Annotated in this window: 25 protein-coding genes and 3 tRNA genes; 13 read left to right on the forward strand and 15 right to left on the reverse strand. The window is 62.6% G+C overall.

All coding sequences use genetic code 11. The annotated features are described in order from the left end of the window. Positions 1–38: 38 nt before the first annotated feature. Entirely contained in the window at positions 39–902 is an 864-nt protein-coding gene (locus H7F36_RS01125; protein WP_315971436.1) for a DUF6502 family protein, read from the reverse strand. 178 nt (positions 903–1080) lie between these two features. Here H7F36_RS01125 and H7F36_RS01130 point away from each other — a divergent pair, with 178 nt between their 5' ends. The 3 genes from H7F36_RS01130 (at position 1081) to H7F36_RS22095 (ending at position 2430) form a co-directional block, all read left to right on the forward strand. Further along, the gene (locus H7F36_RS01130) at positions 1081–1518 is read left to right on the forward strand and encodes a hypothetical protein (protein ID WP_222620421.1); all 438 of its coding nucleotides are present in this window, start codon (positions 1081–1083) and stop codon (positions 1516–1518) included. A 131-nt stretch (positions 1519–1649) separates the two neighbouring features. Next, positions 1650–1817: a hypothetical protein gene (locus H7F36_RS01135; RefSeq protein WP_187052958.1), complete on the forward strand. Its 168-nt coding sequence runs from the start codon at positions 1650–1652 to the stop codon at positions 1815–1817. A gap of 349 nt (positions 1818–2166) precedes the next feature. Then, complete coding sequence (locus H7F36_RS22095; protein ID WP_261802458.1) at positions 2167–2430, forward strand: hypothetical protein; 264 nt, start codon at positions 2167–2169, stop codon at positions 2428–2430. A 113-nt stretch (positions 2431–2543) separates the two neighbouring features. Here the strand turns inward: H7F36_RS22095 and H7F36_RS01145 are convergent. The 7 genes from H7F36_RS01145 to H7F36_RS01175 all read right to left on the reverse strand — a co-directional run bounded on the left by H7F36_RS01145 (position 2544) and on the right by H7F36_RS01175 (position 8023). Continuing rightward, a tRNA-Ser gene (locus H7F36_RS01145) sits at positions 2544–2631 on the reverse strand. 37 nt (positions 2632–2668) lie between these two features. Further along, positions 2669–3373 carry a TetR/AcrR family transcriptional regulator gene (locus H7F36_RS01150; protein ID WP_187052960.1) on the reverse strand — a complete coding sequence of 235 codons (705 nt, stop codon included), beginning with the start codon at positions 3371–3373 and terminating at the stop codon, positions 2669–2671. An 8-nt stretch (positions 3374–3381) separates the two neighbouring features. Next, positions 3382–4587 carry a radical SAM family heme chaperone HemW gene (hemW, locus tag H7F36_RS01155; protein ID WP_222620455.1) on the reverse strand — a complete coding sequence of 402 codons (1206 nt, stop codon included), beginning with the start codon at positions 4585–4587 and terminating at the stop codon, positions 3382–3384. A 110-nt stretch (positions 4588–4697) separates the two neighbouring features. Continuing rightward, positions 4698–5294 carry an RdgB/HAM1 family non-canonical purine NTP pyrophosphatase gene (rdgB, locus tag H7F36_RS01160; RefSeq protein ID WP_187052962.1) on the reverse strand — a complete coding sequence of 199 codons (597 nt, stop codon included), beginning with the start codon at positions 5292–5294 and terminating at the stop codon, positions 4698–4700. A gap of 43 nt (positions 5295–5337) precedes the next feature. Further along, positions 5338–6069, reverse strand: a complete 732-nt coding sequence (rph, locus tag H7F36_RS01165; RefSeq protein WP_187052963.1) for a ribonuclease PH — start codon at positions 6067–6069, stop codon at positions 5338–5340. Positions 6070–6113: 44 nt separating this feature from the next. Continuing rightward, the gene (locus H7F36_RS01170; RefSeq protein WP_187052964.1) at positions 6114–7019 is read right to left on the reverse strand and encodes a PP2C family protein-serine/threonine phosphatase; all 906 of its coding nucleotides are present in this window, start codon (positions 7017–7019) and stop codon (positions 6114–6116) included. After that, entirely contained in the window at positions 7016–8023 is a 1008-nt protein-coding gene (locus tag H7F36_RS01175; RefSeq protein WP_187052965.1) for a serine/threonine protein kinase, read from the reverse strand. Before H7F36_RS01175 ends, H7F36_RS01170 begins: the two co-directional genes overlap by 4 nt. A gap of 90 nt (positions 8024–8113) precedes the next feature. On the opposite strand from H7F36_RS01175, the gene H7F36_RS01180 reads away from it, so the two are divergent. The 4 genes from H7F36_RS01180 (at position 8114) to H7F36_RS01195 (ending at position 12262) form a co-directional block, all read left to right on the forward strand. Then, the gene (locus H7F36_RS01180; RefSeq protein ID WP_187052966.1) at positions 8114–9031 is read left to right on the forward strand and encodes a YicC/YloC family endoribonuclease; all 918 of its coding nucleotides are present in this window, start codon (positions 8114–8116) and stop codon (positions 9029–9031) included. 11 nt (positions 9032–9042) lie between these two features. Continuing rightward, positions 9043–9663 carry a guanylate kinase gene (gene gmk, locus H7F36_RS01185; RefSeq protein ID WP_187054742.1) on the forward strand — a complete coding sequence of 207 codons (621 nt, stop codon included), beginning with the start codon at positions 9043–9045 and terminating at the stop codon, positions 9661–9663. Positions 9664–9709: 46 nt separating this feature from the next. Next, positions 9710–9913 carry a DNA-directed RNA polymerase subunit omega gene (rpoZ, locus tag H7F36_RS01190; RefSeq protein WP_187052967.1) on the forward strand — a complete coding sequence of 68 codons (204 nt, stop codon included), beginning with the start codon at positions 9710–9712 and terminating at the stop codon, positions 9911–9913. 93 nt (positions 9914–10006) lie between these two features. Next, a complete protein-coding gene (locus H7F36_RS01195) occupies positions 10007–12262 on the forward strand; it encodes a RelA/SpoT family protein (RefSeq protein WP_187052968.1) in 2256 nt (751 codons plus the stop codon). A 6-nt stretch (positions 12263–12268) separates the two neighbouring features. On the opposite strand, the gene greB is transcribed toward H7F36_RS01195, so the two are convergent. From greB to hrcA, 4 genes are all read right to left on the reverse strand, one after another. Beyond that, positions 12269–12871, reverse strand: a complete 603-nt coding sequence (greB, locus tag H7F36_RS01200; RefSeq protein WP_187052969.1) for a transcription elongation factor GreB — start codon at positions 12869–12871, stop codon at positions 12269–12271. A 56-nt stretch (positions 12872–12927) separates the two neighbouring features. Then, positions 12928–13004: transfer RNA gene (locus tag H7F36_RS01205), tRNA-Arg, on the reverse strand. Positions 13005–13073: 69 nt separating this feature from the next. Then, positions 13074–13150: transfer RNA gene (locus H7F36_RS01210), tRNA-Ile, on the reverse strand. A 26-nt stretch (positions 13151–13176) separates the two neighbouring features. After that, positions 13177–14181: a heat-inducible transcriptional repressor HrcA gene (hrcA, locus tag H7F36_RS01215; RefSeq protein ID WP_187052970.1), complete on the reverse strand. Its 1005-nt coding sequence runs from the start codon at positions 14179–14181 to the stop codon at positions 13177–13179. 28 nt (positions 14182–14209) lie between these two features. Here hrcA and H7F36_RS01220 point away from each other — a divergent pair, with 28 nt between their 5' ends. The 3 genes from H7F36_RS01220 to rapZ are packed head-to-tail and all read left to right on the forward strand — an operon-like array spanning position 14210 to position 17662. Next, on the forward strand, positions 14210–15106 hold the full coding sequence (locus H7F36_RS01220) for an NAD kinase (protein ID WP_187052971.1): 897 nt from the start codon (positions 14210–14212) through the stop codon (positions 15104–15106). A gap of 1 nt (position 15107) precedes the next feature. Then, the gene (gene recN, locus H7F36_RS01225; protein ID WP_187052972.1) at positions 15108–16790 is read left to right on the forward strand and encodes a DNA repair protein RecN; all 1683 of its coding nucleotides are present in this window, start codon (positions 15108–15110) and stop codon (positions 16788–16790) included. After that, on the forward strand, positions 16787–17662 hold the full coding sequence (gene rapZ / locus H7F36_RS01230; protein ID WP_187052973.1) for an RNase adapter RapZ: 876 nt from the start codon (positions 16787–16789) through the stop codon (positions 17660–17662). Before recN ends, rapZ begins: the two co-directional genes overlap by 4 nt. A 33-nt stretch (positions 17663–17695) precedes the next feature. Here the strand turns inward: rapZ and mutY are convergent, their stop codons facing one another. From mutY to mutM, 3 genes are all read right to left on the reverse strand, one after another. Further along, positions 17696–18766, reverse strand: a complete 1071-nt coding sequence (gene mutY, locus H7F36_RS01235) for an A/G-specific adenine glycosylase (RefSeq protein WP_410003057.1) — start codon at positions 18764–18766, stop codon at positions 17696–17698. Then, the gene (locus tag H7F36_RS01240) at positions 18756–20717 is read right to left on the reverse strand and encodes a dynamin family protein (protein WP_187052974.1); all 1962 of its coding nucleotides are present in this window, start codon (positions 20715–20717) and stop codon (positions 18756–18758) included. The genes mutY and H7F36_RS01240 overlap by 11 nt, the downstream gene beginning before the upstream one ends. Before the next feature lie 72 nt (positions 20718–20789). After that, positions 20790–21605: a bifunctional DNA-formamidopyrimidine glycosylase/DNA-(apurinic or apyrimidinic site) lyase gene (gene mutM / locus H7F36_RS01245; RefSeq protein WP_187054744.1), complete on the reverse strand. Its 816-nt coding sequence runs from the start codon at positions 21603–21605 to the stop codon at positions 20790–20792. 144 nt (positions 21606–21749) lie between these two features. Between mutM and H7F36_RS01250 the strand changes: the two genes are divergently transcribed. From H7F36_RS01250 to ispE, 3 genes are read left to right on the forward strand one after another with little or no spacing between them, the layout of a single operon-like run. After that, the gene (locus H7F36_RS01250; protein WP_410003058.1) at positions 21750–23525 is read left to right on the forward strand and encodes a tetratricopeptide repeat protein; all 1776 of its coding nucleotides are present in this window, start codon (positions 21750–21752) and stop codon (positions 23523–23525) included. Then, positions 23522–24034 (forward strand): lipoprotein insertase outer membrane protein LolB, encoded by a 513-nt coding sequence (locus H7F36_RS01255; RefSeq protein ID WP_261802459.1) that lies wholly within the window; start codon positions 23522–23524, stop codon positions 24032–24034. Before H7F36_RS01250 ends, H7F36_RS01255 begins: the two co-directional genes overlap by 4 nt. After that, positions 24031–24903 (forward strand): 4-(cytidine 5'-diphospho)-2-C-methyl-D-erythritol kinase, encoded by an 873-nt coding sequence (gene ispE, locus H7F36_RS01260; RefSeq protein ID WP_187052976.1) that lies wholly within the window; start codon positions 24031–24033, stop codon positions 24901–24903. Before H7F36_RS01255 ends, ispE begins: the two co-directional genes overlap by 4 nt. Positions 24904–24912 lie beyond the last annotated feature (9 nt).

The raw sequence follows: 24912 nt of genomic DNA on the forward strand, positions 1-24912 counted from the left end.
GCGGCAAGCCGCCGGTCATGGCGCACGCGCCTGCGATCTCAGTCGGTCGCGGCAGGTTTCGCCGCTGCTGCAGCGCGCTCTTCGTGATAGGCATAGACGCCCACGCGAATCCGAGCACCGCCATGGCCTTCGGCCGCATCGACGGCCTTTGTCATCAGCCCGGCAAGTTCGTGATGCAAAGCGTCCCATCGCAGTCGCGCCAGTTGCTGGATCGCACCGCAATCGTCGAGCGTGAGGCCGCCAGCGAAAACCGACCGCTCCAGCATCTGGGGCGCCCGACCAAACGTGTTCGACACGCCGGCGAGCAGATGATCCCGTGCGTTGTCGCCGAGGAACGCCAGCATGGATCGCACATCGTCGGCGGGCACGAAGCCAGCGACTGCCAACGTGGCGCGGCCATCCTTTTCCTCGACCATATGCAGTCGCGTCAACTCGTCAAGCACGGCGCGATGATGGTGGTTCCCGCGGCTCGAGCGTCGGGCCAACATCTCGAAGCTGAGCAGCGGCTCCGCGGCAGTGACCGGGAGTGTTTTGAGATCGGGCAACGTGCTTACGAGCTCAAGCCACGCCGTCAAGGTCTTGGAGGCGGCTGACATGTCGGTGTGCGGCAGTGCGTCCGTTGGTGCTCTGACCTTGAGCGTGACCGCCTTGCGATTGAGTCCGGTGGTGATCGACAACTGGCTGATGTTGGGTTCGACTCCTTTTTCACGCCAGGATGTCCGTGCCTCCTCAAGCAGCAGATCGCGCACCAACTCTTCGAGGTCACGATGCTTGACCCCCATATTCAGGGCAAGGCGGATCAAGGGACGCATGACGCGCGCGCAGACCGAAAGCGCCCAGCCTAAGCGTTCATCAATCAACGGTTTCCTCAACGAGCGATCGCAGGACGCGAAAGCGAACAATTCTCATACGCGAGGACTTTATGCGATTTCTGCGCAATCGTTAAGGTCCGGTTCAGCAATCACCGCAGCCAGCAGCAGAAGTTCGGCCCAACGTAGCGGGACAAATCGGCTCAGACAGTCTCTGGACAGAAGAATGCGGTGCCGTCCCACATCCGCCCTGAGCACAAGGAATTTAGGCTTGGCCCGACATGTGAATTTTTCACATGAACGTTTTGAGGATGCAATTGATGGCCTTATTCGCTGGACAGAAAGTCGTGTGCTCCACAGAGATGATCAAAGCACGCGAGGTCGACGAATGAATACCGTTGCAATTCCAGAGCCTTCGACGGCTCTCAAGCCGCTGGTTGAGTGCCGGTTTTGCGGCAAGCAAAACGCAATCGACTCAACGCATTGCAGAGGATGCGGCAACGAGTTCGCCGAGGTAACGGTCAGCGACACCAGCAAGGGGCAGCGAATCCAAAATTTCAGCGCCTGGCAGCAAGTCAGCGCGCGACCCATAACCGCAGCCAATACCGAACCACCACGCGCTCGCTGGCTGTATTGGATCGGCGGCGTCGCGGTGGCTTCGTTGTGCATCGCGGTGCTGGCTTTTCTTTTGTACCGACTGCCTGTCTAGCTTTGCGACCGCGCTGCGCCCTCACGGTACCAACCAACTACCCAAGACGCCGCCACAAATGAAGAATCGAGAGTTCGAATCTGTATTCCACACATGCGCTGCGAAAACAAGAAGAAGTAAGGGAGGCGTTGGTGAAAGTGGATAACGACGACTTCTGGAAGCGACCTTCTCAGCTTGAAGACCTCGAAGCCACGCGGCGTGAGACCGAGCAGCTGCACTCACGCGCATGGCGACGTAACGTCGCAGCATTGCTGTTGATCGTGGTGTTGCTGGGTGTCGTTTGGCTGCTGCGCCGATGAACGCAATACGACACGACAGCCTGCAACGAGCTCCTTTGCAGGCCTTGCTGCTCAGAAAACCGATCATGATGACGATCAAAGCTGTCTGCGAGCAGATCGAAGACTTCCAGGAAGTCGGCGAGCTCCTTTCCGGATGACTGTTTCATCACCACTGTCATCGATTTTCCATCCCTTCAAAGGAATCACCATGCGCCTCAAAGCGGTCTTGTTCTGTCTGGCATTCAGCACTGTGTCTTCAGCAGCACTGTCACAGGTCTCGGTCCAGATCAATGTCCCGGGCATCGTACAGATCGCTCCACCGCCGCCCCGGTATGAGCCGGTTCCACGCGCGGCGCCGGGCCGGATTTGGATGCCTGGCAGATGGGCATGGAACGAGCGTGAATATGTCTGGCGCGCAGGCCAATGGCAAAGTGCACGACCTGACTACGTGTATGCACCGGGTCGCTGGGTGGCAAGAGACGGAGGCTGGCGCTGGTCAGAAGACCAGTGGCGCCGTCGGCCTGACGACAGGCGCGGGCGTGAGGAGGGCGATGAACGTCGGTCGGGGGACGACGAGCAACACGGTGGCGGCTACCACTGTCCGCCGGGCCAGGCCAAGAAGGGGCGTTGCTGAAGCGACACCGCCAGTGACGGGTGGACTGTTTGGCGCCAGACAGCGATAGCGCAAGCGACGACGCGGGCCTTAGGAACCTGGCTTCCTTTGGAAGCCCGTGTTTATGGGCTGACTGGCGGAGAGTGTGAGATTCGAACTCACGGACGCTTTCACGTCGGCAGTTTTCAAGACTGCTGGTTTAAACCACTCACCCAACTCTCCGCAGACGTCCGGCGTTGCACCGGGTAGGTGGCCGATTTTAAGCGTTGATTGCGGACATGCCGTCGGGCATTGGATTCGGCGCCAGATCGAGTGCAGATCGAGGCGACCAGCCTTGCAGCACCAGATCGACGATGCCCTCGGCCCAGAGCCGCCGTTCGGCGGAACCGGCCAACGGTTTCGAGATGAAAAAGCGCACGCCGCCAAAGGCCAGTGTCGACAGTTGCACTGCCGCGAGCTCGGGCGACGGCACGTTGAGGCGACCGGAGCGATGGGCCTCGGTAAGGTAGTCGACCACAGGGCCGAGCACGTAGCTGTTCTCCGCGTAGAGCGACTTGGCCAGTTCAGGAAAGCGGACGGCTTCCGCGATGACCAGCCGGAGTAGCGCCAGAGTTTCCGGCTCTGTCGCGCCGAGGTACATGCGCTCGACCAGGTCGAGCAACAGCTCGCGCTCATCGGCGCCCTCCCGCACGACGGTGGCGTGCATGGTGTTGCGCGCACTGCCGACCGCCCTGTGCACGACCTCGTGGAACAGCGCCTCCTTGTTCTCGAACTGGCGGTAAATCGTGATCTTGGCGACGCCGGCATCGCGGGAGATGGCCTCGATGCTAGTCGCCGCATACCCCTTTTCCAGAAACGATTGCAGTGCTGCCGCGAGGAAAGATTCGCGCAGTTCTGCTGCCTGCACGGCGCTGGGTCGGCCACGAGGTCGCCGTTTTCCCTCCAGAAACTCGAAGTTCAGCATGGCAATCCTCAGGCTGGTGGGAGAAACATTGTCTGCAAATCGCTCAGAAAGTCGAGCCCACGTTCGGTCGGCCATACATGGCGCAGATCGCGCTTGATCAAACCCTTGCGCTCTGCCTCCTCCATTCCACGCTGGATCGTTGTGGTGGCGAGGCCGGTGCGCTCGCCAAACTGCGCCAGCGCGAAGCCTTCTTTCAGGCGCAGTGCGTTCAGCATGAATTCGAATGGCAGGTCGGCAATGGCGACGTCTTCGCTCTGCGCTACTGCGGCGCCGGCCAGCGCACCGTCCATGTAGCGGCGGGGCTCGCGCAGGCGCACTTGACGCACGACGCGGTGTGCAAAGCTCAGCTTGCTGTGCGCCCCGGCTCCTATGCCGAGGTAGTCACCGAACTGCCAGTAATTGAGGTTGTGGGCGCAGCGGTGACCTTCGCGTGCGTAGGCGGAGACTTCGTAGCGCGCCAGGCCGAGTTGGCCGGTGCGCTCGGTGATGCGGTCCAGCATCGCGTAGGCATCGTCGTCTTCCGGGATCACCGGCGGAAACTTCGCGAAGTAAGTGTTGGGCTCGATCGTCAGGTGATAGACCGACAGATGCGGCGGCGCAAGGGCCAGCGCCTGCTGCAGATCGGCATCGAGCTGCTCCAGCGTCTGACCCGGGAGCGCGTACATCAGGTCGAGGTTGAAAGTATCGAAGGCGCTGGCAGCCTCCTCGACCGCTGCAATTGCCTGCGCTCCGTCATGTACCCGGCCGAGCGCTTTAAGGTGCGTGTCGTTGAAGCTCTGCACACCGATCGACAGGCGTGTGACGCCTGCGGCGCGGTAGGCGCGAAAGCGGTTGCGCTCGAAGGTGCCGGGGTTGGCTTCCATCGAGATCTCGCAGTCGGGCGCGAGCTTCAGGCGCGCGCGCAGGTCGCCGAGCAGACGGTCGATTGCGTCGGGCGAGAAAAGACTGGGAGTGCCGCCGCCGATGAATATCGTGTGAACGGTGCGGCCCCAGATCAGCGGCAGCGCGGCATCCAGGTCTGCGACCAACGCATCCAGGTAGCGCTGCTCGGGGATGTCGGCAGTGCTGTCGGCGCTGCTGTCGGCGCTGCTTTTGCCGGCGCGCCACTCGTGCGAGTTGAAGTCGCAATAGGGGCATTTGCGCAGGCACCATGGCAGATGCACGTAGAGCGACAGGGGCGGCAGCGCGGCGAGTTGCAGCGGGCCAGGGCGCATCAGGTGCAGCACATCGTTGGCGTGCGGCGCATTGGCAGACGCTGCGGCTGCTTCGATGGGGATGATCACGGGGTCGTCCGGTGTCGTCGGCGGTAGCGGCGGCGTTGCAGTCACCAGCGCTCGCGCATCAATTGAAGCATCGCCCGCGCTGCTTGGCCGCGATGGCTGTGCGCGTTTTTCTGCTCGGCCGTCAACTCGGCGAAAGTCTTGCCGAGCTGCGGCAAAAACATCACCGGGTCGAAACCGAAGCCGTTGGCGCCGGTGGGCACGCGGGTGATTTCGCCAGGCGCGCGACCGATGGCGATCAGCGGTTCGGGGTCTTCGGCACTGCGCAGCGCGACCAGCGTGCTGACCAGCGCGGCGCGGCGATCGTCGATGTCGGCCATCTGCTCGAGCAGCGCACGCACGTTGTTGTCGTCGCCCTTGGCGTAGCCGAACTGCGTCGCGTAGAAAGCGGTGTCGACACCTGGCAGGCCGCCGAATGCTTCGACGCAGAGACCGGCATCGTCGGCGACCGCCGGCAACCCGGTCGCCGCTGAAGCATGGCGCGCCTTGGCGAGCGCGTTCTCGACGAAGGTGCGAAACGGCTCTTCGGCTTCCTCGACACCCAGCTCCGACTGCCGCACCAGCGTCACGCTCAGCGGCGCCAGCAGGATTTGAAGTTCGGCGAGCTTGCCTGCGTTATTTGAAGCCAGTACGAGTTTCATATGCAAAGGATCCGCGGCGAATGGGCCGGGATCAGTCAAGCAATCACTTGGACGACAGGGCCTGCTGCTGCATGACGATCAGCTCGCCGATGCCCTTTTCTGCCAAGGCCAGCAGTTGGCTCATCTCATCGCGCGAAAACGCTGCGCCTTCGGCCGTACCCTGCACTTCGACGAAATGGCCGGCGCCGGTCATCACGACGTTCATGTCGGTATCGCAGGTCGAGTCTTCGATGTATTCCAGATCGAGCAGGGGCGTGCCTTCGACGATGCCGACCGAGATGGCCGCCACGTGTCCCTTGATGGGCGATGCCTTCAGCGCGCCGGACGCCAGCAACTTGTCGACCGCATCCTGCGCGGCGACGAAGGCGCCGGTGATGGCGGCGGTGCGCGTGCCGCCATCGGCCTGCAGCACGTCGCAATCGAGATGGATGGTTCGTTCGCCCAAGGCAGCCAGGTCGAATACCGCGCGCATCGAACGGCCGATGAGGCGCTGGATTTCCTGCGTGCGGCCGGTTTGCTTGCCCTTGGCTGCTTCACGGCTGCTGCGGGTGTGCGTGGCGCGCGGCAGCATGCCGTATTCGGCCGTGACCCAGCCTTCGCCGCTGCCCTTCTTGTGCGGTGGCACGCGCTCTTCGACCGATGCGGTGCAGAGCACGCGCGTCTGGCCGAACTCGATCAGTACCGAGCCTTCGGCATGGATCGTGAAGCCGCGGGTGATGCGCACGGGGCGCAGGGCGTCGGCGGCGCGGCCTCCGCTTCGTGTGAAAGCAGTCATGTGAAACCCGAAGAAAAAAGTATGAGAAGCCGGCGTGCGCCAACTCAGGTCTTGCGCGAAGCGGAACGGCGGATGGCTTCGTTGATCTCGGCGATGGAGCGCTCGATGGCATCGTCATCGAGATCGTCGAGTTCGCTGTCCGACGGCATGCCCGCCTGGATGGTCGAGGCGAATACGCCGTCGCCGACGCTGTCGGTCGACACGCCGCGCTCGTAACCCGGGGCGTCGGGCAGCTCCCATTCGAGGGCGATAAGAGTGACGTTGTCGCTGTGGCTGCCGCCGTTGCGCAGCGCCATCTCGGCCAGATCAGGGGCAGCATCGGACACCGGCTTGCCGGACGACAGCGTGTGCACGATAACCGCGTCGTCGAGCACACCCCAAACGCCATCGGAGCACAACATGATGCGGTCGCCGCGCTGCAATTGCAGGGGCGGTGAAATGTCGAACAGCGGTGCCGTGGGCGAACCGAGACAGGTCAGCAAGAGGTTGCGATTGACCGGCTCGTTGCCCGCATTGGCGCGTGGGCGCTCGGCATGGGAATGGTCGCGGGTGCGCATCAGCAAGGTGCCGTCGCGGACCACGTAGAGGCGGGAGTCGCCGCAATGAATCCACGTGGCCGTGGTGCCCTGGAGCACCGCGGCCACCACGGTCGTACGCGGCGTGTCGAGCATTGCCTTGGTGCCTGCGTACCGCATGATTTGCTGGTGCGCGGCCATGACCGACGAGGTCAGGAAGGCCTTGACGTCCTTGACGATGGGCCGTGCCTCGCGCTGATACAACGCCGCGATGGTTTGCAGCGCAAGCTGCGCCGCCACCTCGCCCTCGGGATGGCCGCCCATGCCGTCGGCCAGCACGAACAGGCCGGACTCCCGCGTGTAGCAATACCCCATGCGGTCTTCGTTCTTGAGACGGCCGCCCTTGCGGCTAACCTGGAATACTGAGAATTTCATGCGGGTCGCGTCGTTGGCGCGGCCGCCTTCGGCAGCCCCTTCTTGTCGAAGGAGCGCATGTTGTCGATGGAAAGGCGAACCTTTTCGCCCACGGTGAGCTTGGTGTAGTGACGCTCGCCTTCACGGCTTAGTTCTTTTTGCAGCGCGAACACCGACTGCGGGCGCGACAGCGGGTCGAGCGACATGCACCATTCGACAACCTCGATCATGTTGTCTGAATAGATGCCGCGCAGCCGCGACAGCGAGAGGCCGAGCCGGTCTTTTTCGATGCGCTGCGGCGCGTCGTTCGGCGGGTAGCCCTGCATGCAGGCATAGATGCAGGCGCCGATGGCGTAGATGTCGGTCCACGGACCCATCGAAGAGTCGCGGCGGTACATCTCGGGAGCGGCGAAGCCGGGTGTGTACATCGGTCGGATGAAATTGCCTTCTTTGCTAAGCACTTCACGCGCAGCGCCAAAGTCGATCATCACGGCGCGGTCGTCATCGGTCACGAAAATGTTGGCGGGCTTGATGTCGAGATGCAACATTTTGTGCTGATGCACGATGCGCAGACCACGCAGGATCTCATCGAACAACGACCGGATGGTCGACTCCCTGAATACTTTTTGCTTCTTCAGGTCGCGCGCGGTCACGATGAAGTCCTGGAGGGTCGCGCCCTCCAGGTAGTTCATGACCATGTAAACGGTCTCGTTCTCGCGAAAGAAATTAAGCACGCTGACGACCGACGCGTGGGAAATTTGCGCCAGCGATCGGCCTTCTTCAAAGAAGCTTTTGAGCCCCAGCCGGTACAGCGACAGCTTCTCGGGCGACACCTGCGGCGCCAGTTCGCCCATGCCGCGGGTCGCGAGAGACGACGGCAGGTATTCCTTGATGGCGACTTGCTGGCCGCTGTGGTCGACGGCCAGATAGACCACGCCGAAGCCGCCCGCTGAAAGACGGCGGATCACTCGGTAGCCGCCGATGATGGTGTCGGGCAGCAGGGGCGAAGGTTTGACCTTTGACATAATCCGGGAGTTTCGCCCGAAGGCGATGGTGCGGCAAGCGAACGTCGTGCCGGGCCCTCGATGCAGGCGAACAAATCACAGCGAGGCTCAATGCCAGTTTACAGCATGACCGGCTATGCCAGCGGCCAAAACGGCCCGGTTGGCAGCCAATCCGAGGCCGATCCGCGGCCCCCTGCGACCGGCCGACTCGGAGTCGAAATCCGATCGGTCAACAGCCGCTTTCTCGACCTGACTTTCAAGCTGCCGGAAGAACTGCGCCAGCACGAACCCGCGTTGCGCGACCTGATCATCGGCCGGCTCAAGCGCGGCAAAGTCGAGGTGCGAGCATCGATAGAAAGCACTGCGCAAGCGGGCGTGACCGAGCCTTCGGTCAAGTTGCTGCAACGCCTGAACGGCGTGCAGGACGGCATCAAGGCCTGGCTCCCCGGCGCACGCGACCTGAGTGTGGCCGACGTGCTGCGCCTGGCTGGCGGCGACGGTGCCGCAGTACGCGGCGACTGGGCTGCCGACCTGTCAGAAGTCACGAGCAAGGCGCTCGACGCGCTGATGTCCGCGCGGCAACGCGAAGGCACCCGACTGGCCAAGATGCTGGAGGAGCATCTCGGCCAATTGCGCGTGTTGGCAAAGCAAGCTGTTCCGCTGGTGCCGAAGCTCGTCGAACAGCAGCGCGCCAAATTTCTGGAGCGCTGGCAAGATGCCATGGGCCTTACCGGCGGCACCTTGCCGGAGGCTGCGCAAGACCGTGCGCTGACCGAAGCAACCGCTTTTGCCATCCGCATCGACGTGGCCGAAGAACTGACCCGACTCAATTCGCACCTCGACGAGATCGAGCGTCTGGTCAAAAAAGGCGGAGAAATCGGCAAACGGCTCGACTTTTTGATTCAGGAACTGCATCGCGAGGCCAACACGTTGGGTGCGAAATCGGCAGCGCTCGAACTCACTCGCATCGGCGTCGACATGAAAGTGTTGATCGAACAGATGCGCGAGCAGGTGCAAAACATCGAATGAGTGGCGAGCGTATGGACTATCCCGGCAACATTTTCGTGGTCGCGGCGCCGAGCGGCGCCGGCAAATCGAGTCTGGTGAAGGCGTTGATGGAGCTCGATTCGGCGGTGCAGCCATCGGTCTCGCATACGACACGGCCTCCGCGAGGCCAGGAAAAGCACGGGCGCGAGTACTTCTTTGCGTCGCATCCCGAATTCGACGCAATGGTCGCATCTGATGCTTTCGTCGAGTGGGCGCACGTGCATGGTCAGCGCTACGGGACCTCGAAACGCGCCATCGAAGAGCGCATCGCCCAAGGCGCGGACGTCATCCTGGAAATCGACTTTCAGGGCGCGATCCAGATTCGCAAGACGTTTGCGAACGCGGTCATGATCTTTATCTTGCCACCCAGTTGGGAAGAGTTGCGGTCGCGCCTGGAGCGGCGCGGCGAAGACAGCGCGTCGGTTATCGAGCTGCGCCTGCAGAACGCAGCCGACGAGATGGCGCGTGCCAATGAATTCGACTTCGTTATAATCAACGAGTTATTTGAGCGTGCGCTTTTTGACCTGAAAGCCATTGTTCACGCACAACGGCTTCGTTATTCCGCACAGCGCCGAGCCCGTGCCGAAACCTTCGCAGCGCTCAATATTCCCTGATTCAGCTACCTGTTAGCTACCCTAGTTAACCGACCGAAAGATCCTCATGGCCCGCATCACCGTCGAAGATTGCCTGTTGCAAATCCCGAACCGCTTTCAACTCGTGCTCGCCGCGACCTACCGCGCCCGCATGCTGAGCCAGGGCCATGCACCCAAGATTGAAAGCAAGAACAAGCCTTGCGTGACCGCACTGCGCGAGATTGCAGAAGGCAAAATCGGCATTGAAATGCTCAAGAAGGTTCCGGGCTGAGTTGACTCGCAACTCCGCACAAAGAAGCACCGCGCGCGGTGCTTTTTTTGTGTCCGATCGCATCCTTGCAACGTGCACGCTAAAGTGGGGTTCATGAGCGCGGTCGTCAAACCTCATTCCAGTGTCCCCAAAGGCTCGCCACGTCCGAGTCCGGCAGCGCTGAACGCGGCCGCAGCGAGCTTTGCCGCGCTCACCGCCCGCCTCGATTACCTGAACGCAGAAGACACTGAGCAGGTCCGTCGCGCCTACCGTTTCGCGGACGAAGCGCACCTGGGGCAATTGCGCAACAGCGGCGAGCCGTACATCACCCACCCCATCGCGGTCGCGGCGCAATGTGCCGAGTGGAAGCTCGACGCGCAAGCGTTGATGGCCGCCTTGTTGCATGACGCCATCGAAGACTGCGGCGTCACCAAGCCTGAACTGATCGAACGCTTTGGGGCACCCGTCGCGGAGCTGGTCGATGGCCTCACCAAGCTCGACAAGCTGCAGTTCAACACGCGAGAAGAGAATCAGGCCGAGTCATTCCGAAAGATGCTGCTGGCGATGGCACGCGATGTGCGCGTCATCCTGGTGAAACTGGCCGACCGCACGCACAACATGCGGACGCTGGACGACGCACCGCGCGAAAAATGGGCGCGCATCGCGGGCGAGACGCTCGAGATTTATGCGCCGATCGCACACCGGCTCGGGCTGAACCAGACCTACCGCGAATTGCAGGAGTTGTCGTTTCGGCACCTGCGACCATGGCGCTACGCCATCCTCGCCAAAGCCGTCTCCAAGGCGCGCGGTCGTCGGCGTGACCTGATTCAAAAAGTGCAACGGGAGCTGGAGAGCACATTCACCGCGGCGGGCATGGTGGTGCGAATTGCCGGTCGCGAGAAAACGCTTTACTCGATCTACCAGAAGATGGAAGAAAAGCACCTGAGCTTTGCGCAGGTGACCGACATCTATGGATTCCGGATCATCGTGCCGAATGTCATCGCCTGCTACACCGGCCTTGGCATCCTTCACCAGATGTACAAGCCGCTGCCCGGCAAATTCAAAGACCATATCGCGATCGCCAAACTGAACGGCTATCAGTCGCTGCACACGACGCTGGTCGGCCCGTCGGGCGTCAGCGTCGAGTTTCAACTGCGGACCGAGGCGATGCACGTGGTCGCAGAATCAGGTGTCGCGGCACACTGGCTCTACAAAGCCGCGGAGCCAAATGCCACCGGTGCCGATCGCCTGGGCACGAAGTGGCTGCAATCGTTGCTCGACATCCAGCACGAGACGCGCGATGCCGCCGAGTTCTGGGACCACGTCAAGGTCGATCTTTTCCCGGATGCCGTGTACGTTTTCACGCCCAAGAGCCAGATCATGGCGCTGCCTCGCGGCGCGACGGTGGTGGACTTCGCTTACGCCATTCACAGCCGGATCGGCGATCACACGTCTGCAGCGCGGATCAACGGCGACCAGGTTCCGTTGCGCACGGAGCTGAAAAATGGCGACGTGGTCGAAGTCATCACCGCGCCGGTGTCGACCCCAAATCCGGCTTGGCTCGGCTTCGTGCGAACGGGCCGCGCGCGATCGAAGATTCGCCACTATCTCAAGACCCTCGCGCACGCTGAATCCGAAGGTCTTGGCGAGAAACTGCTGGCGCAAGCTCTGCGCGCGGAAGGCCTCGCCACGCTGCCATCCGCGGAGCCGGAAAACCAGGTCATCTGGGAAAAGCTGTTGCGCTTTACCGGAAGCCGCACGCGCGCCGAATTGCTTACCGATATCGGCCTGGGCAAGCGCATCGCCAGCATCGTGGCCAAGCGCTTGATGGCGCTGCTCGCCGAGCGGGGCGAAAAGCCCGATGCGCTGCTACTCAGCCGCGAGCGCTTTACCGCGCAAGAAACCGTGTCGCAAGGCGCGGTGACGCTGGACGGCAGCGAAAACTCTTCGGTGCGCTTCGCCCTGTGTTGCAGGCCTATTCCTGGCGACGGGATCGTCGGCTATCTCGGGCACGGCGAAGGCCTGGTAGTGCACACCGACGCCTGCGGTGTCGGGCAGCGCCTGCACTACAAGGACAGCGAACGGTTCTTTGCCGTCGAGTGGGCGGACGATCCTGTGCGTGCATTCGAAACCGGCGTCGTGGTCACGGTGCGCAACGACAAGGGTGTGCTGGCGCGGGTCGCGGCGACCTTGGCGACTGCGGAGGCCGACATCACGCACGTTGAAATGGCCGACGAGACGCCACAGGAATCGACCGATATGCGCTTCGTCATTGCGGTACGGGACACAACGCACCTGGAATCGGTGTTGCGGGCGGTGAAGCGGACGCCTTCGGTGCTTTCCGCTTCGCGGACAGTGCCCGCGCCCTGAGGCTGATCAGGGCGGCCTACCACTGACTTCCTTGCTGTCTGCCTTGGGGCCAGCTTCGGGATAGGTCACCGACAACACCTCGACCTCGCTCACACCCGCCGGCGTCACGAGTTTGACGACATCGCCCTCGCGCGCTTTCAGCAGTGCACGCGCAATCGGCGAAATCCAGCTGACCTGTGCTTGTGTGCTGTCCGCCTCGTCGATTCCCAATATCGTCACCGTGCGCTCGTCGCCAGCCTCGTCGGCATAGCGAACCGTCGCACCGAAGAACACCTGATCGCTTCCATGATGGACCGCCGGGTCGGTCGGCACGGCGATCTCCAGGCGCCTGGTCAAGAACCGGATGCGCCCATCTATTTCGCGCAGGCGTTTCTTGCCGTAGATGTAGTCGCCGTTTTCCGACCGGTCGCCATTCTTTGCCGCCCAATGGACGGCCTCGACCACCTTGGGCCGTTCGTCGTCCATCAGTTGCAGCAACTCCGCGCGCATTCGGGCGTAGCCCTCAGGCGTGATGTAGTTTTTGCCCCCAGGAGTAAGCGGCACGGACAGCGCAGCAGTGCTGTCGTCCTCGTCGTCCGAGTCGCTTTCCTTGGTGAATGCTTTGCTCATTCAGGATGCTCCAATGAAAAAAGCCCGCAACAGATGTTGCGGGCTTTTCTTGATGGTGGTGCGGCTGGCAGGAATTGAACCCACGACCCCTTGGTTCGTAGCCAAGTACTCTATCCAACTGAGCTACAGCCGCACAGCTTCCGATTATAGCACCGGCAAAAGTGCCTAAGCCGGAGTGTCAAACCGATTTTCGAATGCAACGTGGTAGGCCGTGATGGGCTTGAACCATCGACCAACGGATTATGAGTCCGCTGCTCTAACCAACTGAGCTAACGGCCCACGCGCCGCCGATTCTAGTGGGGCGCCTACTTCCGATGGCTCAGCGCGTTGGTCACCAGCCTCGAAGTGATATCGACGATCTGAATCATTCGCTCGTAGGGCATGCGAGTGGGGCCAATGACACCCAGCGTGCCGACGACCTTGCCGTCGACTTCGTAGTTCGCACTGACGATCGACAAATCGTCGAACGGCACGACCTGACTTTCACCACCGATGAAGATCCGGACGCCGTCGGCCTTGCTCGACACGTCCAGCAAACGCATCAATTGCGCCTTTTGCTCGAACAGTTCGAAGGCCCGGCGCAGCTGGCCCATGTCGCTCGAAAAATCAGAGACGGCGAGCAGATTGCGCTCGCCCGAGATCACGACTTCGTCTTGCGCTTCTGTCATCACCTCGGAGCTCGCCTGTACGGCCGCCTGCATCAGCAACACGATTTCGCCACGGAGTTTTTCGACTTCGGATTGCAGTCGATCGCGCACCTGTTCGATCGTCAACCCGGCGTAGTTGGCGTTGATGTAGTTCGACGCTTCCACCAACTGCGACTGCGTGTAGTCGGCTTCCGGAAAAATCACCCGGTTTTGCACATCGCCATCGGGCGATACGATGATGACCAGCAGCCGGCGGTCCGACAGTCGCAAAAATTCGATCTGCTTGAACACCGAAGCGCGCCGCGGGGCCATGACGACGCCAACGAACTGCGACAGGTTCGACAACAGGTTGGCCGCGTTCGCGATCACCTTCTGCGGTTGGTCTGGCGCCAACGTGGCAGCGCTGAACTGGTCGCGTTGCGCGGTCAGCATCGTGTCGACGAAAAGGCGATAGCCGCGCGCGGTCGGGATGCGCCCGGCAGACGTGTGCGGGCTCGCAATCAGGCCCAGATTCTCGAGGTCGGACATCACGTTTCGGATAGTCGCCGCAGACAGTTCGAGCCCCGAAGCGCGAGACAGCGTGCGCGATCCCACCGGCTGTCCTTCAGCGATGTAACGCTCAACAAGAGTCTTGAGCAGCAACTTGGCGCGATCGTCCAGCATCGATGAATTTTAGTGTTGTAATTTGTGAATGACCTCCCGCTTTCGACGCGTTGCGCTGATTGGCAAGTACCAAGCCTCGGGCGCGCGCGCTCAGGCCGGGGCGCAAGACGGCGTGATGGAAGACATCGGCGCATTCCTCGAATCGCATGGTTGCGAGGTCGTTGTCGAGCAGTCGACCGATGAGCATCCGGAGATCAGCCGCTATGCGGCCTTGAGCGTCGGAGAAATCGGCCGAACCTGCGATCTTGGCTTGGTGGTGGGGGGTGACGGAACGATGCTGGGCATCGGCCGCCAGCTCGCTTGCTACGGCGTGCCATTGGTCGGCATTAACCGCGGACGACTCGGATTCATCACCGACATCCGGCTGGAAGACTACAAGGCGACGCTGGTGCCAATGTTGGCCGGCGACTATGAAGAAGACCATCGCAGCCTGATGCACGCGCGCGTGCTGCGCGACGGCAACGTCGTGTTCGACGCGCTTGCAATGAACGACGTGGTGGTCAACCGTGGCGCGACATCCGGCATGGTCGAACTGCGTGTCACGGTTGGTCGACACATCGTCGCCGTGCAGCGCGCCGACGGATTGATCATTGCCTCGCCGACCGGCTCGACCGCCTATGCCTTGTCCGCCGGCGGCCCTTTGATGCACCCGGCCATTCCAGGCTGGGTCATGGTCCCGATCGCGCCGCACACATTGTCGAACCGCCCGATCCTGCTGCCGGACGCGGACGAGATATCGATCGAACTGGTGTCGGGTCGCGACGCCAGCGCGAACTTCGACATGCAGTCGCTCGCCACGCTAATGCTCGGTGACACAGTTGTGGTTCGCCGGTCGGATCATCGCGTGCGCTTTCTGCATCCGAAGGGGTGGAGTTACTTTGACACGCTGCGCAAGAAATTGCACTGGAACGAAGGAGGTTCCTGAGGTGGCTCTGCGACGTATTGCGCTGCGCGATTTTGTGATCGTGCATGCGCTCGAACTGGATTTTTCGACCGGCTTCACGGTATTGACGGGTGAGACGGGCGCCGGCAAGTCGATCCTGATCGACGCGCTTCAACTGGCATTGGGGAGCCGGGCCGACGCCGGCTCGGTGCGCGAAGGTGCCGAGCGGCTCGACGTGAGCGTGGAGTTCGACGCTGCACCGGCGTTGGCGTCGTGGCTCGACGAAGGTGGCTTCGAGGCCAATGAGGCTTTACTGCTGCGCCGAACGGTCGACCTGCAAGGACGCAGCCGTGGCTGGATCAACGGCGCCCCGGCCACCGCCGCGCAATTGCGCACCGTGGGCGACCTGCTGCTCGACATTCATGGCCAGCACGCTTGGCAGAGCCTGACCCGGCCTGACGCGGTCAGGGGCTTGCTCGATGCGTATGCCGACGTGAGCACGAGCGCACTGGAGGCGAGCTGGCACGGCTGGCGCCAGGCGCTGACCGCACTGGATGTCGCGCGCTCCGCACAAGATTCCTTGCAGCGAGAACGCGAGCGCCTGCAGTGGCAACTCGGCGAAGTCAGCAAGCTCGCGCCCGTCGAAGGCGAATGGCAAGAGCTGTCGGCCAATCACAGCCGCATCTCCAATGCACAGGCGCTGATCGAGGCTGCCGAAGGTGCCATCGCGGCGCTGGAGGACGACGACGCCGGCGCGCTGTCCGCCCTCGCCCGTGCCGTCGCCCTGCTGCAGGACGCCGAGCATATGGAGGCGGAGTTCAAGGCCCTCGGCGAAGTGCTGGCGTCCAGCGTTGCGCAAGCTGCGGACGCTGCGCATTCGCTGCACGGCTACCTTCGGCATACCGACACCGATCCGCAGCGCCTGGCCGAACTCGATTCGCGCATGGGTCTCTGGATGTCGCTGGCACGGCGCTACAAGCGGCCGCCGGCAGAGCTGCCCGCGCTGCTCACGGGGTGGCAATTGGAATTGAAGGCGCTGGATGCGCAAGGCGACCTGGATGCACTCGATCGCGCCGAGCAAGCCGCCAAACAAGGTTATCTACGCGAGGCAAAGGCGCTCAGCAAAGCGCGCAAGCAAGCGGCGCCGCGCCTCTCCGAATCCGTCACCAGAGCGATGCAGGGTCTCGGCATGCAAGGCGGTCGCTTCGAAGTCGAACTGCAGCCCCTCGATCAACCCGGCCGTGCCGGCCTCGAAGAAGTGATCTTTCTCGTCGCCGGTCATCCCGGCAGCACGCCCCGGCCGATCGGCAAGGTCGCCTCGGGCGGTGAGCTGTCGCGCATCGCGCTCGCCATCGCTGTGACGACAAGCGAACTCGGCGCCGCACAGACGCTGATCTTCGACGAGGTCGATGCCGGCGTCGGTGGTGCCGTGGCCGAAACGGTTGGACGTTTGATGGCGCAACTCGGGCGCAGTCGGCAGGTTCTGGCGGTCACGCACCTGCCGCAAGTGGCGGCCTGCGCCGACCATCATCTTCTGGTCGCCAAACGGCAGACCAGCAGCGGCAAGGGAGCGGCAGCGCGCACCGAGAGCACCGTCGCGCCACTCGATGCCGCTGGCCGTACGCAGGAAGTCGCCCGAATGCTCGGCGGCGAGCGTGTCTCGCAAACCTCGCTTGCCCATGCCCGCGAGATGCTCGAAAAGCAGGCGCCGGCGACTGCACCATGAGCCTCGACATCGTGCTCATCACCGGTATGTCCGGGTCCGGCAAGTCGGTCGCGTTGCATGCGTTGGAAGACGCCGGCTACTACTGCGTCGACAATCTTCCGCCGGAGTTGCTCACTGCCTTCGTCGCATTGCAAAAGCAGCAGAACACGAGCCACGTTGCGATTGCCATGGACGTGCGCAGCGGCGTGTCGTTGCCGCTCGTGCCGCAGCAGCTCGACAGCTTGCGACGCGACGGCGTGGTGCTGCGATCGCTGTTTCTGGATTCGACGACCGATGCACTGGTGCACCGTTATTCCGAAACACGGCGCCGCCATCCGCTCTCACGCCAAGACCCTCTGCCCGACCTGCCCGAGCACCAACGCGCACTGGTGCAATCGATCGAGCTGGAGCGCGAACTGCTGGCCGATCTGCGCGACGGTGCCGACGTCATTGACACCAGCATCATCCGGCCAGCGCAGTTGCAGAGCTACATCAAGGCGTTGATCGCGGCGCCGCAAAGCGCATTGACGCTGGTCTTTCAGTCGTTTGCTTTCAAGCGCGGTGTGCCGCTCGACGCGGACTTCGTATTCGACGTGCGCATGCTTCCCAACCCGCACTACGTGCCTGCCTTGCGCGCGCTCACGGGGCGCGATGTGCAGGTGATCGATTGGCTGCGTTCACATGACGACGTCGCGCGCATGTACGGCGACATCGAGCAGTTCCTGGGCCGCTGGCTGGATGCGCTGGCGCACGACCATCGCAGCTACGTGACGGTAGCGATCGGTTGCACCGGCGGCCAGCACCGCTCGGTGTTTCTGGTCGAGCAATTGGCACGAGGGTTCGGCGATCGATGGGCCGCGCTCAAGCGGCATCGCGAACTCGACGCGACCTGAGGCGGGCTTCCGACGGCCCCGGCGCGGGTCAGGTCAACCGCCAGCGACCAGCAATTTGCGCACCGGTGCGGGCAGCCCGAGTTCGGTCCATTCGTGCGCATCGAACCAGCGCCCGTGGTCAGACAAGGCGAGCGCGCCCATGCATTCGACCTTGACCGGATGCAGATGCAGATCCTTGTGCGTCAACACGTGAACGAACGGCACATCGTCTTGCACCGTATTGCACGACGACGGCAAAGCCTCGAGAAGTGCCGCTCGACTTTCGAAGACCGGCAGCGAATACAGGCCCGCCCAGATGCCGCGCGCCGGTCTCTTCTCGAGCCAGGCGCGTCCCTTCGAATCACGGGCGCGAAGCATCCACAGTGACTCCGAGCTACGTCGAAGTTTGCGCAGCTTGACCGGATAGCGCTCCGGTGCGCCTTCGCGCAACGCAGCGCACACATCGCTTACCGGGCATAGCAAACAGGTGGGTTTCCGTGGGAGGCAGATCGTCGCGCCCAAGTCCATCAAGCCTTGCGTGTAACGCGTGATCTCCGCCGGCTCATCGGCGGGCGGCAGCAAGGTCGTCGCATCGTTCCAAAGCGCGCGTTCGTTTGCCGCCACCGACAAGTCGTCGCCAAACGCCAGCATGCGCGTCAGCACACGTTTGACGTTGCCGTCGAGGATGGCCACGCGCTCGCCGAAGCAGAAAGCCGCGATTGCTGCGGCGGTCGATCGACCGATGCCGGGCAGTGTCTGCAACTGCGCAGCCGTGTGTGGAAACGCGCCGCTGAAACGCTCGACCACTTCTTGCGCACATCGGTGCATGTTGCGCGCGCGGCTGTAGTAGCCGAGGCCGCTCCAGAGGCCAAACACCTCGTCCTCGGTCGCCGCAGCGAGTGCTAAGACCGTTGGAAATTTTTCTAAAAAGCGCGTGAAGTAGCCAAGTACCGTGACGACCTGTGTCTGCTGCAGCATGACTTCCGACAGCCAGACTCGGTACGGATCGCGCGTGTTCTGCCAAGGCAAATGGCTGCGGCCATGGGTTGCCTGCCAGCCCGCAATGCGCGCGGCAAAGGTCGGCGCCAGCCGCTGGGCGGCCGACGCGGTCGGTTCAGACTGCACTCAGTTCGCTGCGGACTGAAAAAGCGGTGGGTGCTTCGTTACTGGTGAGCATGGAGGTAAGTTCGCGCAGGCGCTTCTGCAGTTCGCCCAGCCCACTCTCTTGCACAGCCAGTTCGGTGAGCCGCTCTTCCAGGCTGCCGGCTGCATGCTGGATGCGCTCGACCGCTTCGATTCGCTTGCCGAAGTTGCGGCGACGTTCTTTCAGTTGCGCATCGAGTTGGGCGCCAGCTCCCTTGCTCCAGCGCTCGACTTCGGTCATTGCCGCTTCGTTGACCACGCGCAGGCGGCTGGCCAGTGCGCGCACGAGTTTGTCGCAGAAGTCGGGCTGCGCCAGTTTGATCAAGTTGCCGACGCCGAGGTACTGCGTGTGGCTGACTTCGATCTGCGTCAGCTGACGTTCGAAACCCACCAAGTCGGGCTCGGCCGGCGCCTGCAATGTGAAGCCGTGCTCTGCGTTGAGCTGTCGAAAGGTCGCATGCAACATGGCCTGAATTTCGGCCGTGGTGGCCTGCACTTCACGCAGGTTGTTGCGCAGCGCATCGAAGGTTTCCGCGTAGATCTTGCGGACGTTGAACTTGATGCCTGGCCGTTTCAACGCCGCGGCAAGCCGGCCCATGTCGGCTTTGAGCGCTGTGTTGCCCAGCACCGCGTACACCTCGCGCAGCAGCTTTCCCTGGACCGAGCGCAAAGCAAGAATTCGCGTGTTGCTGCCTTCGAACTCGGTTTGCTCCTGTTCGATGCGCGTACGCATGTGACGGATGACCGAGACGTTTTTGCCGCGAAGGCCTTGCAGTTCGAGTGCCTGCTCGGACAGGTCGCGTTGGCGCACGGTCAGGATCCGCGCCGCTTCGGCCCGAAGCGCCGCAATGCCCGAATCGACAGCGAGTCGCAGCATCGTTTCGCGTTTGCCCAGCAAACCTTCGCCCAAAACCGATTCGAGCGCCGGCAAGCGGCTCGCCTGCAACAACGGTGGGTCGCGGCGGATCTTGGCTTGCAGGCCCTTCTGCGCAGATACCGGCAGCACGCGCGCAAGTGGAACGCCCAGCAACTCTGCAGCGCCGACGCGCTGGCGTTCGATTTGCGCATCGATCTGTGCGGGCGTGCTCAGCGTGTCCCACATCGTGTCGATCTTGTTGAGCACAACGATACGCGTTTCGCCAGCGTCGCCTTCGGTGATGAGGTGTTCGCGCCAGATTGCCAGATCGGAGCGTGTCACGCCGGTATCGGCGCCCAGAATGAAGACGACCGCATGCGCCTGCGGAATCAGGCTGACGGTGAGTTCGGGTTCTGCACCGATCGCATTCAGACCCGGCGTGTCGAGAATGACCAAACCCTGCTCGAGCAAGGGATGCGGCATGTTGAGCAGCGCGTGCCGCCAGCGCGGGATTTCGACGCGGCCGCCGGAGTCGCGCACCGGGTTGTCATCCGGCGTGTCGTCACTCCAGAAGCCCAGCGCCTTGGCTTCTTCGATAGGAACCCAACGCACCTCGGCGACCTTGTTCATCACGCCGCCGAGCTGCTCCGCGTCGTCGACATCGATTGGAATGTCGGTCCAACGCTCGGGCTCGTCGCGCCAATGGGCCAAAGAATAGGCTTCGAGCCGCGTTTCAATGGGCAGCAGGCGCAGGCTCGGCAGCTGGCCGGCGGTGTAGCCGAGTTCCGTCGGGCACATCGTCGTGCGCCCGGCGCTGGCCGGCATGATGCGCCGTCCATAGCCGGCAAAGAATATCGCGTTGATGAGTTCTGATTTGCCGCGCGAGAACTCGGCAACGAAAGCCACCATGACCTTGCTGGTCCGCATCTGCGATTCGAGTTCGCGCAGTCGCTCGGCCACGGCTTGGTCGAGCAACTCGTTTTCGTTCAACCAACCTGCAAGCCATTTCAGGCGGTGCGCGAAATTGCGTCGCCAGGCGCCATGCTGGTCGAATTGCTGGTTGAAGGAGCGGCTCAATTGGAAAATGTAAGTGGGCTTACAAAATATAGCATCCACAGCCCGACCGGCGGGGGCAATACCCAGACTGTTTCAGTACTTTTGACAGTTGTTGCAGAAAAATGTCGAGCGCTGCCCTTGCTTGATTTGTCGGATTTGCGTTCCGCAAACTCGGCACGGCTCGCCTGCGCGTCCATAAACCGTCGCTTCGAGCTGAAAGTAGCCTGATTGCCCATCGATGTTCGAAAAGTCACGCAGCGTGCTGCCACCGCGCTGCACCGCCCGCGCCAGGATCTCTCGGATGGCGGTGTGCAGGCGCAAGGCCCGCGGGCGACTGATCCGTGATGCAGAAACCGTCGGCCGGATTTCCGCCATGAACAACGCCTCGGACGCGTAGATATTTCCGACCCCCACCACCACGTCGCCGGCGAGCAGCACTTGTTTGATTGCGGCTTTGCGGCGGCGCATGCCGGCATGGAAAGTCTCGAAATCGAAGGCATCGCCCAGTGGCTCCATGCCCAGTCCTCCCAGCAACTTGACCGCCAGCGGCGCCCCCTCGTCTTCGACATACACGACGGAACCAAAGCGCCGCGGGTCGTTCAGGCGCAACGTGCCCTTGTCGGTCATCAAATCAAAATGATCATGCGGACCGGCTGGCGGTAGCCCTGATGTGAAGCGCAAGCTGCCGGACATGCCGAGATGCAATAGCAAAAGCCCCCGGTCCATGTCGATCAGAAGATATTTGCCTCGCCGGCGCACCGCCTTAACAGTTCGCCCGACCAAGGCCTCAGGCGCTACCGAGAGCGCCCAGCGGAGCGGCTTTCCGACCTGCACGGCCGAGATGCGCGCGCCCGCGATCCGATCGGCAAATCCGAGCCTTGTGACTTCAACTTCGGGTAATTCGGGCATGCAGAGCCAAGCAATCGATAAACACTGACACGAATTCGGGCAGGCTCCTAAGCCCTCGCTCAACGTGCCGCAAAAGCCTTGGATTATTATGGTTCGATGACCTTACCGCCCCGCCGACTCCGCCTTGCGGCGGCCGCGCTTCCCATGTTTCTGGCAGTGGCCGCCTACGCCCAGCCCGCAACACCCCCCGCCGCGGCGCCGACCATCGAACCTGCCAAGTCTCCTGTGACGACGCCTGCGGCAACGGCAGCGCCGCCCGCAGTGGAAGACACCTCGCCCCCCGATCAGTCAGCGCTGACCGCGCAGTTGTTCTACGAAGTGCTGCTCGGCGAACTGACCGCACGCTCAGGCGAGCCAGGCGATGGCTATGCGCTGATGCTCGACGCGGGTCGTAAGACATGCGACGGCAAGCTTTTCCAACGTGCGGTCGAAATCGCGCTGCAGTCGCGCTCCGGCGATGCAGCGCTCGCTGCGACGCGCGCCTGGAAAGTGGCGGTACCGACGTCTCGCGAGGCTCGTCGCTTCGAACTGCAGATCCTGATCGCGTTGAATCGCGTTGGCGAAACCGTGGAGCCGCTGCGAATCGAACTGGCCGCGACGCCGCTGCCCGAGCACCCGTTTTTGATGGCGATGATCGCGCGCAACTACGCACGCGCACCCGACAAAAAGGTCGCCGCAGAGGTGGTCGAAAAGGCGCTCGCCGACGACCTTAAAAATCCCGCGACGGCTGGTCTGGCCTGGACCACAGTTGGCCGATTGCGCCAGCTAGCTGGCGACAATCCAGGGGCGCTCGACGCAGCGATCAAAGGCCAGGAGGCCGATCCCTCATCTGATGGCCCGCCTGTGCTGGCGCTGGAGTTGATAGACCCAGGACAGCCCTTGGCCGAGCCCATCGTCAAGCGCTATCTGGCAAGCCCGAAAGCCGTGCCCGAAGTTCGCATGGCCTATGCGCGCGCGCTGACGGAGGGCCGCCGCTATACCGAAGCCACTGCCGAACTGTCGAGCCTCACGTCAGCACGACCCGAGATGCCCGACCCGTGGCTGCTGCTCGGCTCGCTTCAGTCGCAAGCGCGGCAAGACTCGGCCGCCGAAACCTCGTTGAAGCGCTATATCGAGCTCTCGAACGGGCAGCGCGATGCCGACGAACGCAAGCGCGGTGAAACGCAGGCGTATCTGATGCTGGCGCAGTTGGCGGAGCGCCGCAGGGACTTCACGGGGGCCGAGCGTTGGCTCACGAAGATAGACAGCACCGACGACGTGGTGTCGGCGCAAAGCCGCCGCGCCGGGCTGCTCGCGCGTCAAGGCAAGTTGCCGCAAGCGCGCGAGATCATTCGCGCACTGCCAGAGCGCACCGCCGAGGACAAGAAGCAGAAGTTCATGGCCGAGGTGCAGTTGCTGCGTGACGGCAAGCAGTACCAGGCGGCTTACGACATGCTGGCCAAGGCCAGCGCGGACGAGCCGGAAAACAGCGACCTCATCTATGACCAAGCGATGGTTGCCGAGAAGCTGAATCGCCTTGACGACATGGAGCGCCTGCTGCGCCGTCTGATCGTGTTGAAGCCCGAAAACCAGAACGCCTACAACGCCCTGGGCTACTCGTTTGCCGATCGCAAGGTTCGACTCGATGAGGCGCGCACGCTGATCCAGAAGGCAGTGCAACTCGCCCCTGAAGATCCATTCATTGCCGACAGCCTCGGCTGGGTTGAATTCCGGTTGGGCAACACGGCCGAGGCCACCCGCATTCTTCAAGCGGCCTACAAGCAGCGCCCTGATCCGGAAATTGGCGCCCACTACGGCGAAGTGCTCTGGCATGCAGGCGACAAAGAGCGCGCTGTCTCAATTTGGAAAGAGGCGGCATTGGCGGATGCCGAAAACGAAACCTTGCAGGAAACGCTCAAGCGCCTGCGCGTCAAGTTGTGACCGGTGCCGCGGCCCAGCCGTCGCGTCGATTTGCGCTGACGCTGGGTGGCGTTGCGATGTTGGTGATGTCGGGCTGCGCCACGGTGAAGAATCCGTCGAACGGCTCCGATGCGCAGGCATGGACCGGCCGCATGTCCCTCAGGATCGAAAGTGAACCGGAGCAGACCTTTTCCGCCCTTTTCGAGCTACGCGGCACTGCCGAAACGGGCGAGCTGACGTTGAGCAGCCCGATCGGCAGCACGCTGGCAGCGTTGCACTGGGCGCCCGGCGAGGCGGTGTTGAACGACGGAAGCCGAACCCGCCGGTTCGATTCGGTCGACCAGTTGATCCAGGCTGCCACTGGTGCAGCCATTCCTGTCGGCGCGCTGTTCGGCTGGCTCGTCGGCCAGGATGCGCAGGTGTCCGGCTGGAGGGCCGAACTGGGGCAGTTGGCGCAAGGGCGACTGCAAGCGCGCCGCGAAGCGCCCTTGCCGCGCGCCGATCTGCGCGTCGTTTTCGAACGGGCATGAAGGCGCTCTACGATCTCCCGGCGCCCGCCAAACTGAACCTGTTTCTCCACATCACGGGGCGACGAGCCGACGGCTATCACCTGCTTCAATCGGTCTTCATGATGATCGACTGGTGCGACACGCTTCACGTTGAATTGCGGAGCGACGGGGGCCTCAGCCGCGAAGACCTCACCACGCAGCTACCCGCCGAGGACCTAATACTGCGCGCGGCGCGTGCCTTGCAGCAATTCGCATCGCCCGGACAGGGTGCGCACATCGGCGTGGCGAAGGATGTCCCTGCGGAGGCCGGCATGGGCGGCGGCTCTTCTGACGCGGCCACCTGTTTGCTGGCACTGAACCGGCTCTGGAAACTGCATTTGCCTTTGGCACGGCTCGAAGAAATCGGGCTGGCGTTGGGCGCAGACGTGCCGTTCTTCTTGCGCGGGCGCAACGCTTGGGTCGAGGGCATCGGTGACCAAATTACTGCGATCGACGTGCCCGCAGCCCGGTTTGCCGTCGCAAAGCCTGCCGAGGGACTCGAAACCCGTCTGATTTTTGACGCGTCGGACCTGAACCGCGCTACGCCCGCTGCTATAATCTCGGGCTTTGCTGCAGATAGCGCGGCCTCAGGTTCCAACTCCGGTAAATCGGGTATTGCCTTTGGTCACAACGACCTGCAGCCGGTTGCACAAAGGCTTTGCCCGGCGGTTTCCGATGCCATCGACTGGCTCGGAGCTCAAGGACTTTCAGCCCGAATGACCGGCTCCGGAAGTGCGGTTTTTGCGGCAATGCCGCACGATGTTGAACTGGCAGATGCCCCTGAGGGCTGGCGAGTTCGCAAGTGCAGCAATCTGGCGGTTCATCCTCTTTTCGGGTGGGCCGCTGATTAGTCAGGATTT

The sequence above is a fragment of the Variovorax sp. PAMC28562 genome (assembly GCF_014303735.1).
Classification (GTDB): domain Bacteria; phylum Pseudomonadota; class Gammaproteobacteria; order Burkholderiales; family Burkholderiaceae_C; genus Variovorax.

Bases quoted from the DNA above. Each gene is read 5' to 3' on its own strand.
- H7F36_RS22095 (WP_261802458.1), top strand. From the start codon at position 2,167: ATGCCTGGCAGATGGGCATGGAACGAGCGTGAATATGTCTGGCGCGCA.
- H7F36_RS01150 (WP_187052960.1), bottom strand. From the start codon at position 3,373: ATGCTGAACTTCGAGTTTCTGGAGGGAAAACGGCGACCTCGTGGCCGA.
- hemW (WP_222620455.1), bottom strand. From the start codon at position 4,587: ATGCGCCCTGGCCCGCTGCAACTCGCCGCGCTGCCGCCCCTGTCGCTC.
- rdgB (WP_187052962.1), bottom strand. From the start codon at position 5,294: ATGAAACTCGTACTGGCTTCAAATAACGCAGGCAAGCTCGCCGAACTT.
- rph (WP_187052963.1), bottom strand. From the start codon at position 6,069: ATGACTGCTTTCACACGAAGCGGAGGCCGCGCCGCCGACGCCCTGCGC.
- H7F36_RS01170 (WP_187052964.1), bottom strand. From the start codon at position 7,019: ATGAAATTCTCAGTATTCCAGGTTAGCCGCAAGGGCGGCCGTCTCAAG.
- H7F36_RS01175 (WP_187052965.1), bottom strand. From the start codon at position 8,023: ATGTCAAAGGTCAAACCTTCGCCCCTGCTGCCCGACACCATCATCGGC.
- H7F36_RS01180 (WP_187052966.1), top strand. From the start codon at position 8,114: ATGCCAGTTTACAGCATGACCGGCTATGCCAGCGGCCAAAACGGCCCG.
- gmk (WP_187054742.1), top strand. From the start codon at position 9,043: ATGGACTATCCCGGCAACATTTTCGTGGTCGCGGCGCCGAGCGGCGCC.
- rpoZ (WP_187052967.1), top strand. From the start codon at position 9,710: ATGGCCCGCATCACCGTCGAAGATTGCCTGTTGCAAATCCCGAACCGC.
- H7F36_RS01195 (WP_187052968.1), top strand. From the start codon at position 10,007: ATGAGCGCGGTCGTCAAACCTCATTCCAGTGTCCCCAAAGGCTCGCCA.
- greB (WP_187052969.1), bottom strand. From the start codon at position 12,871: ATGAGCAAAGCATTCACCAAGGAAAGCGACTCGGACGACGAGGACGAC.
- hrcA (WP_187052970.1), bottom strand. From the start codon at position 14,181: ATGCTGGACGATCGCGCCAAGTTGCTGCTCAAGACTCTTGTTGAGCGT.
- H7F36_RS01220 (WP_187052971.1), top strand. From the start codon at position 14,210: ATGACCTCCCGCTTTCGACGCGTTGCGCTGATTGGCAAGTACCAAGCC.
- rapZ (WP_187052973.1), top strand. From the start codon at position 16,787: ATGAGCCTCGACATCGTGCTCATCACCGGTATGTCCGGGTCCGGCAAG.
- mutM (WP_187054744.1), bottom strand. From the start codon at position 21,605: ATGCCCGAATTACCCGAAGTTGAAGTCACAAGGCTCGGATTTGCCGAT.
- H7F36_RS01250 (WP_410003058.1), top strand. From the start codon at position 21,750: ATGTTTCTGGCAGTGGCCGCCTACGCCCAGCCCGCAACACCCCCCGCC.
- ispE (WP_187052976.1), top strand. From the start codon at position 24,031: ATGAAGGCGCTCTACGATCTCCCGGCGCCCGCCAAACTGAACCTGTTT.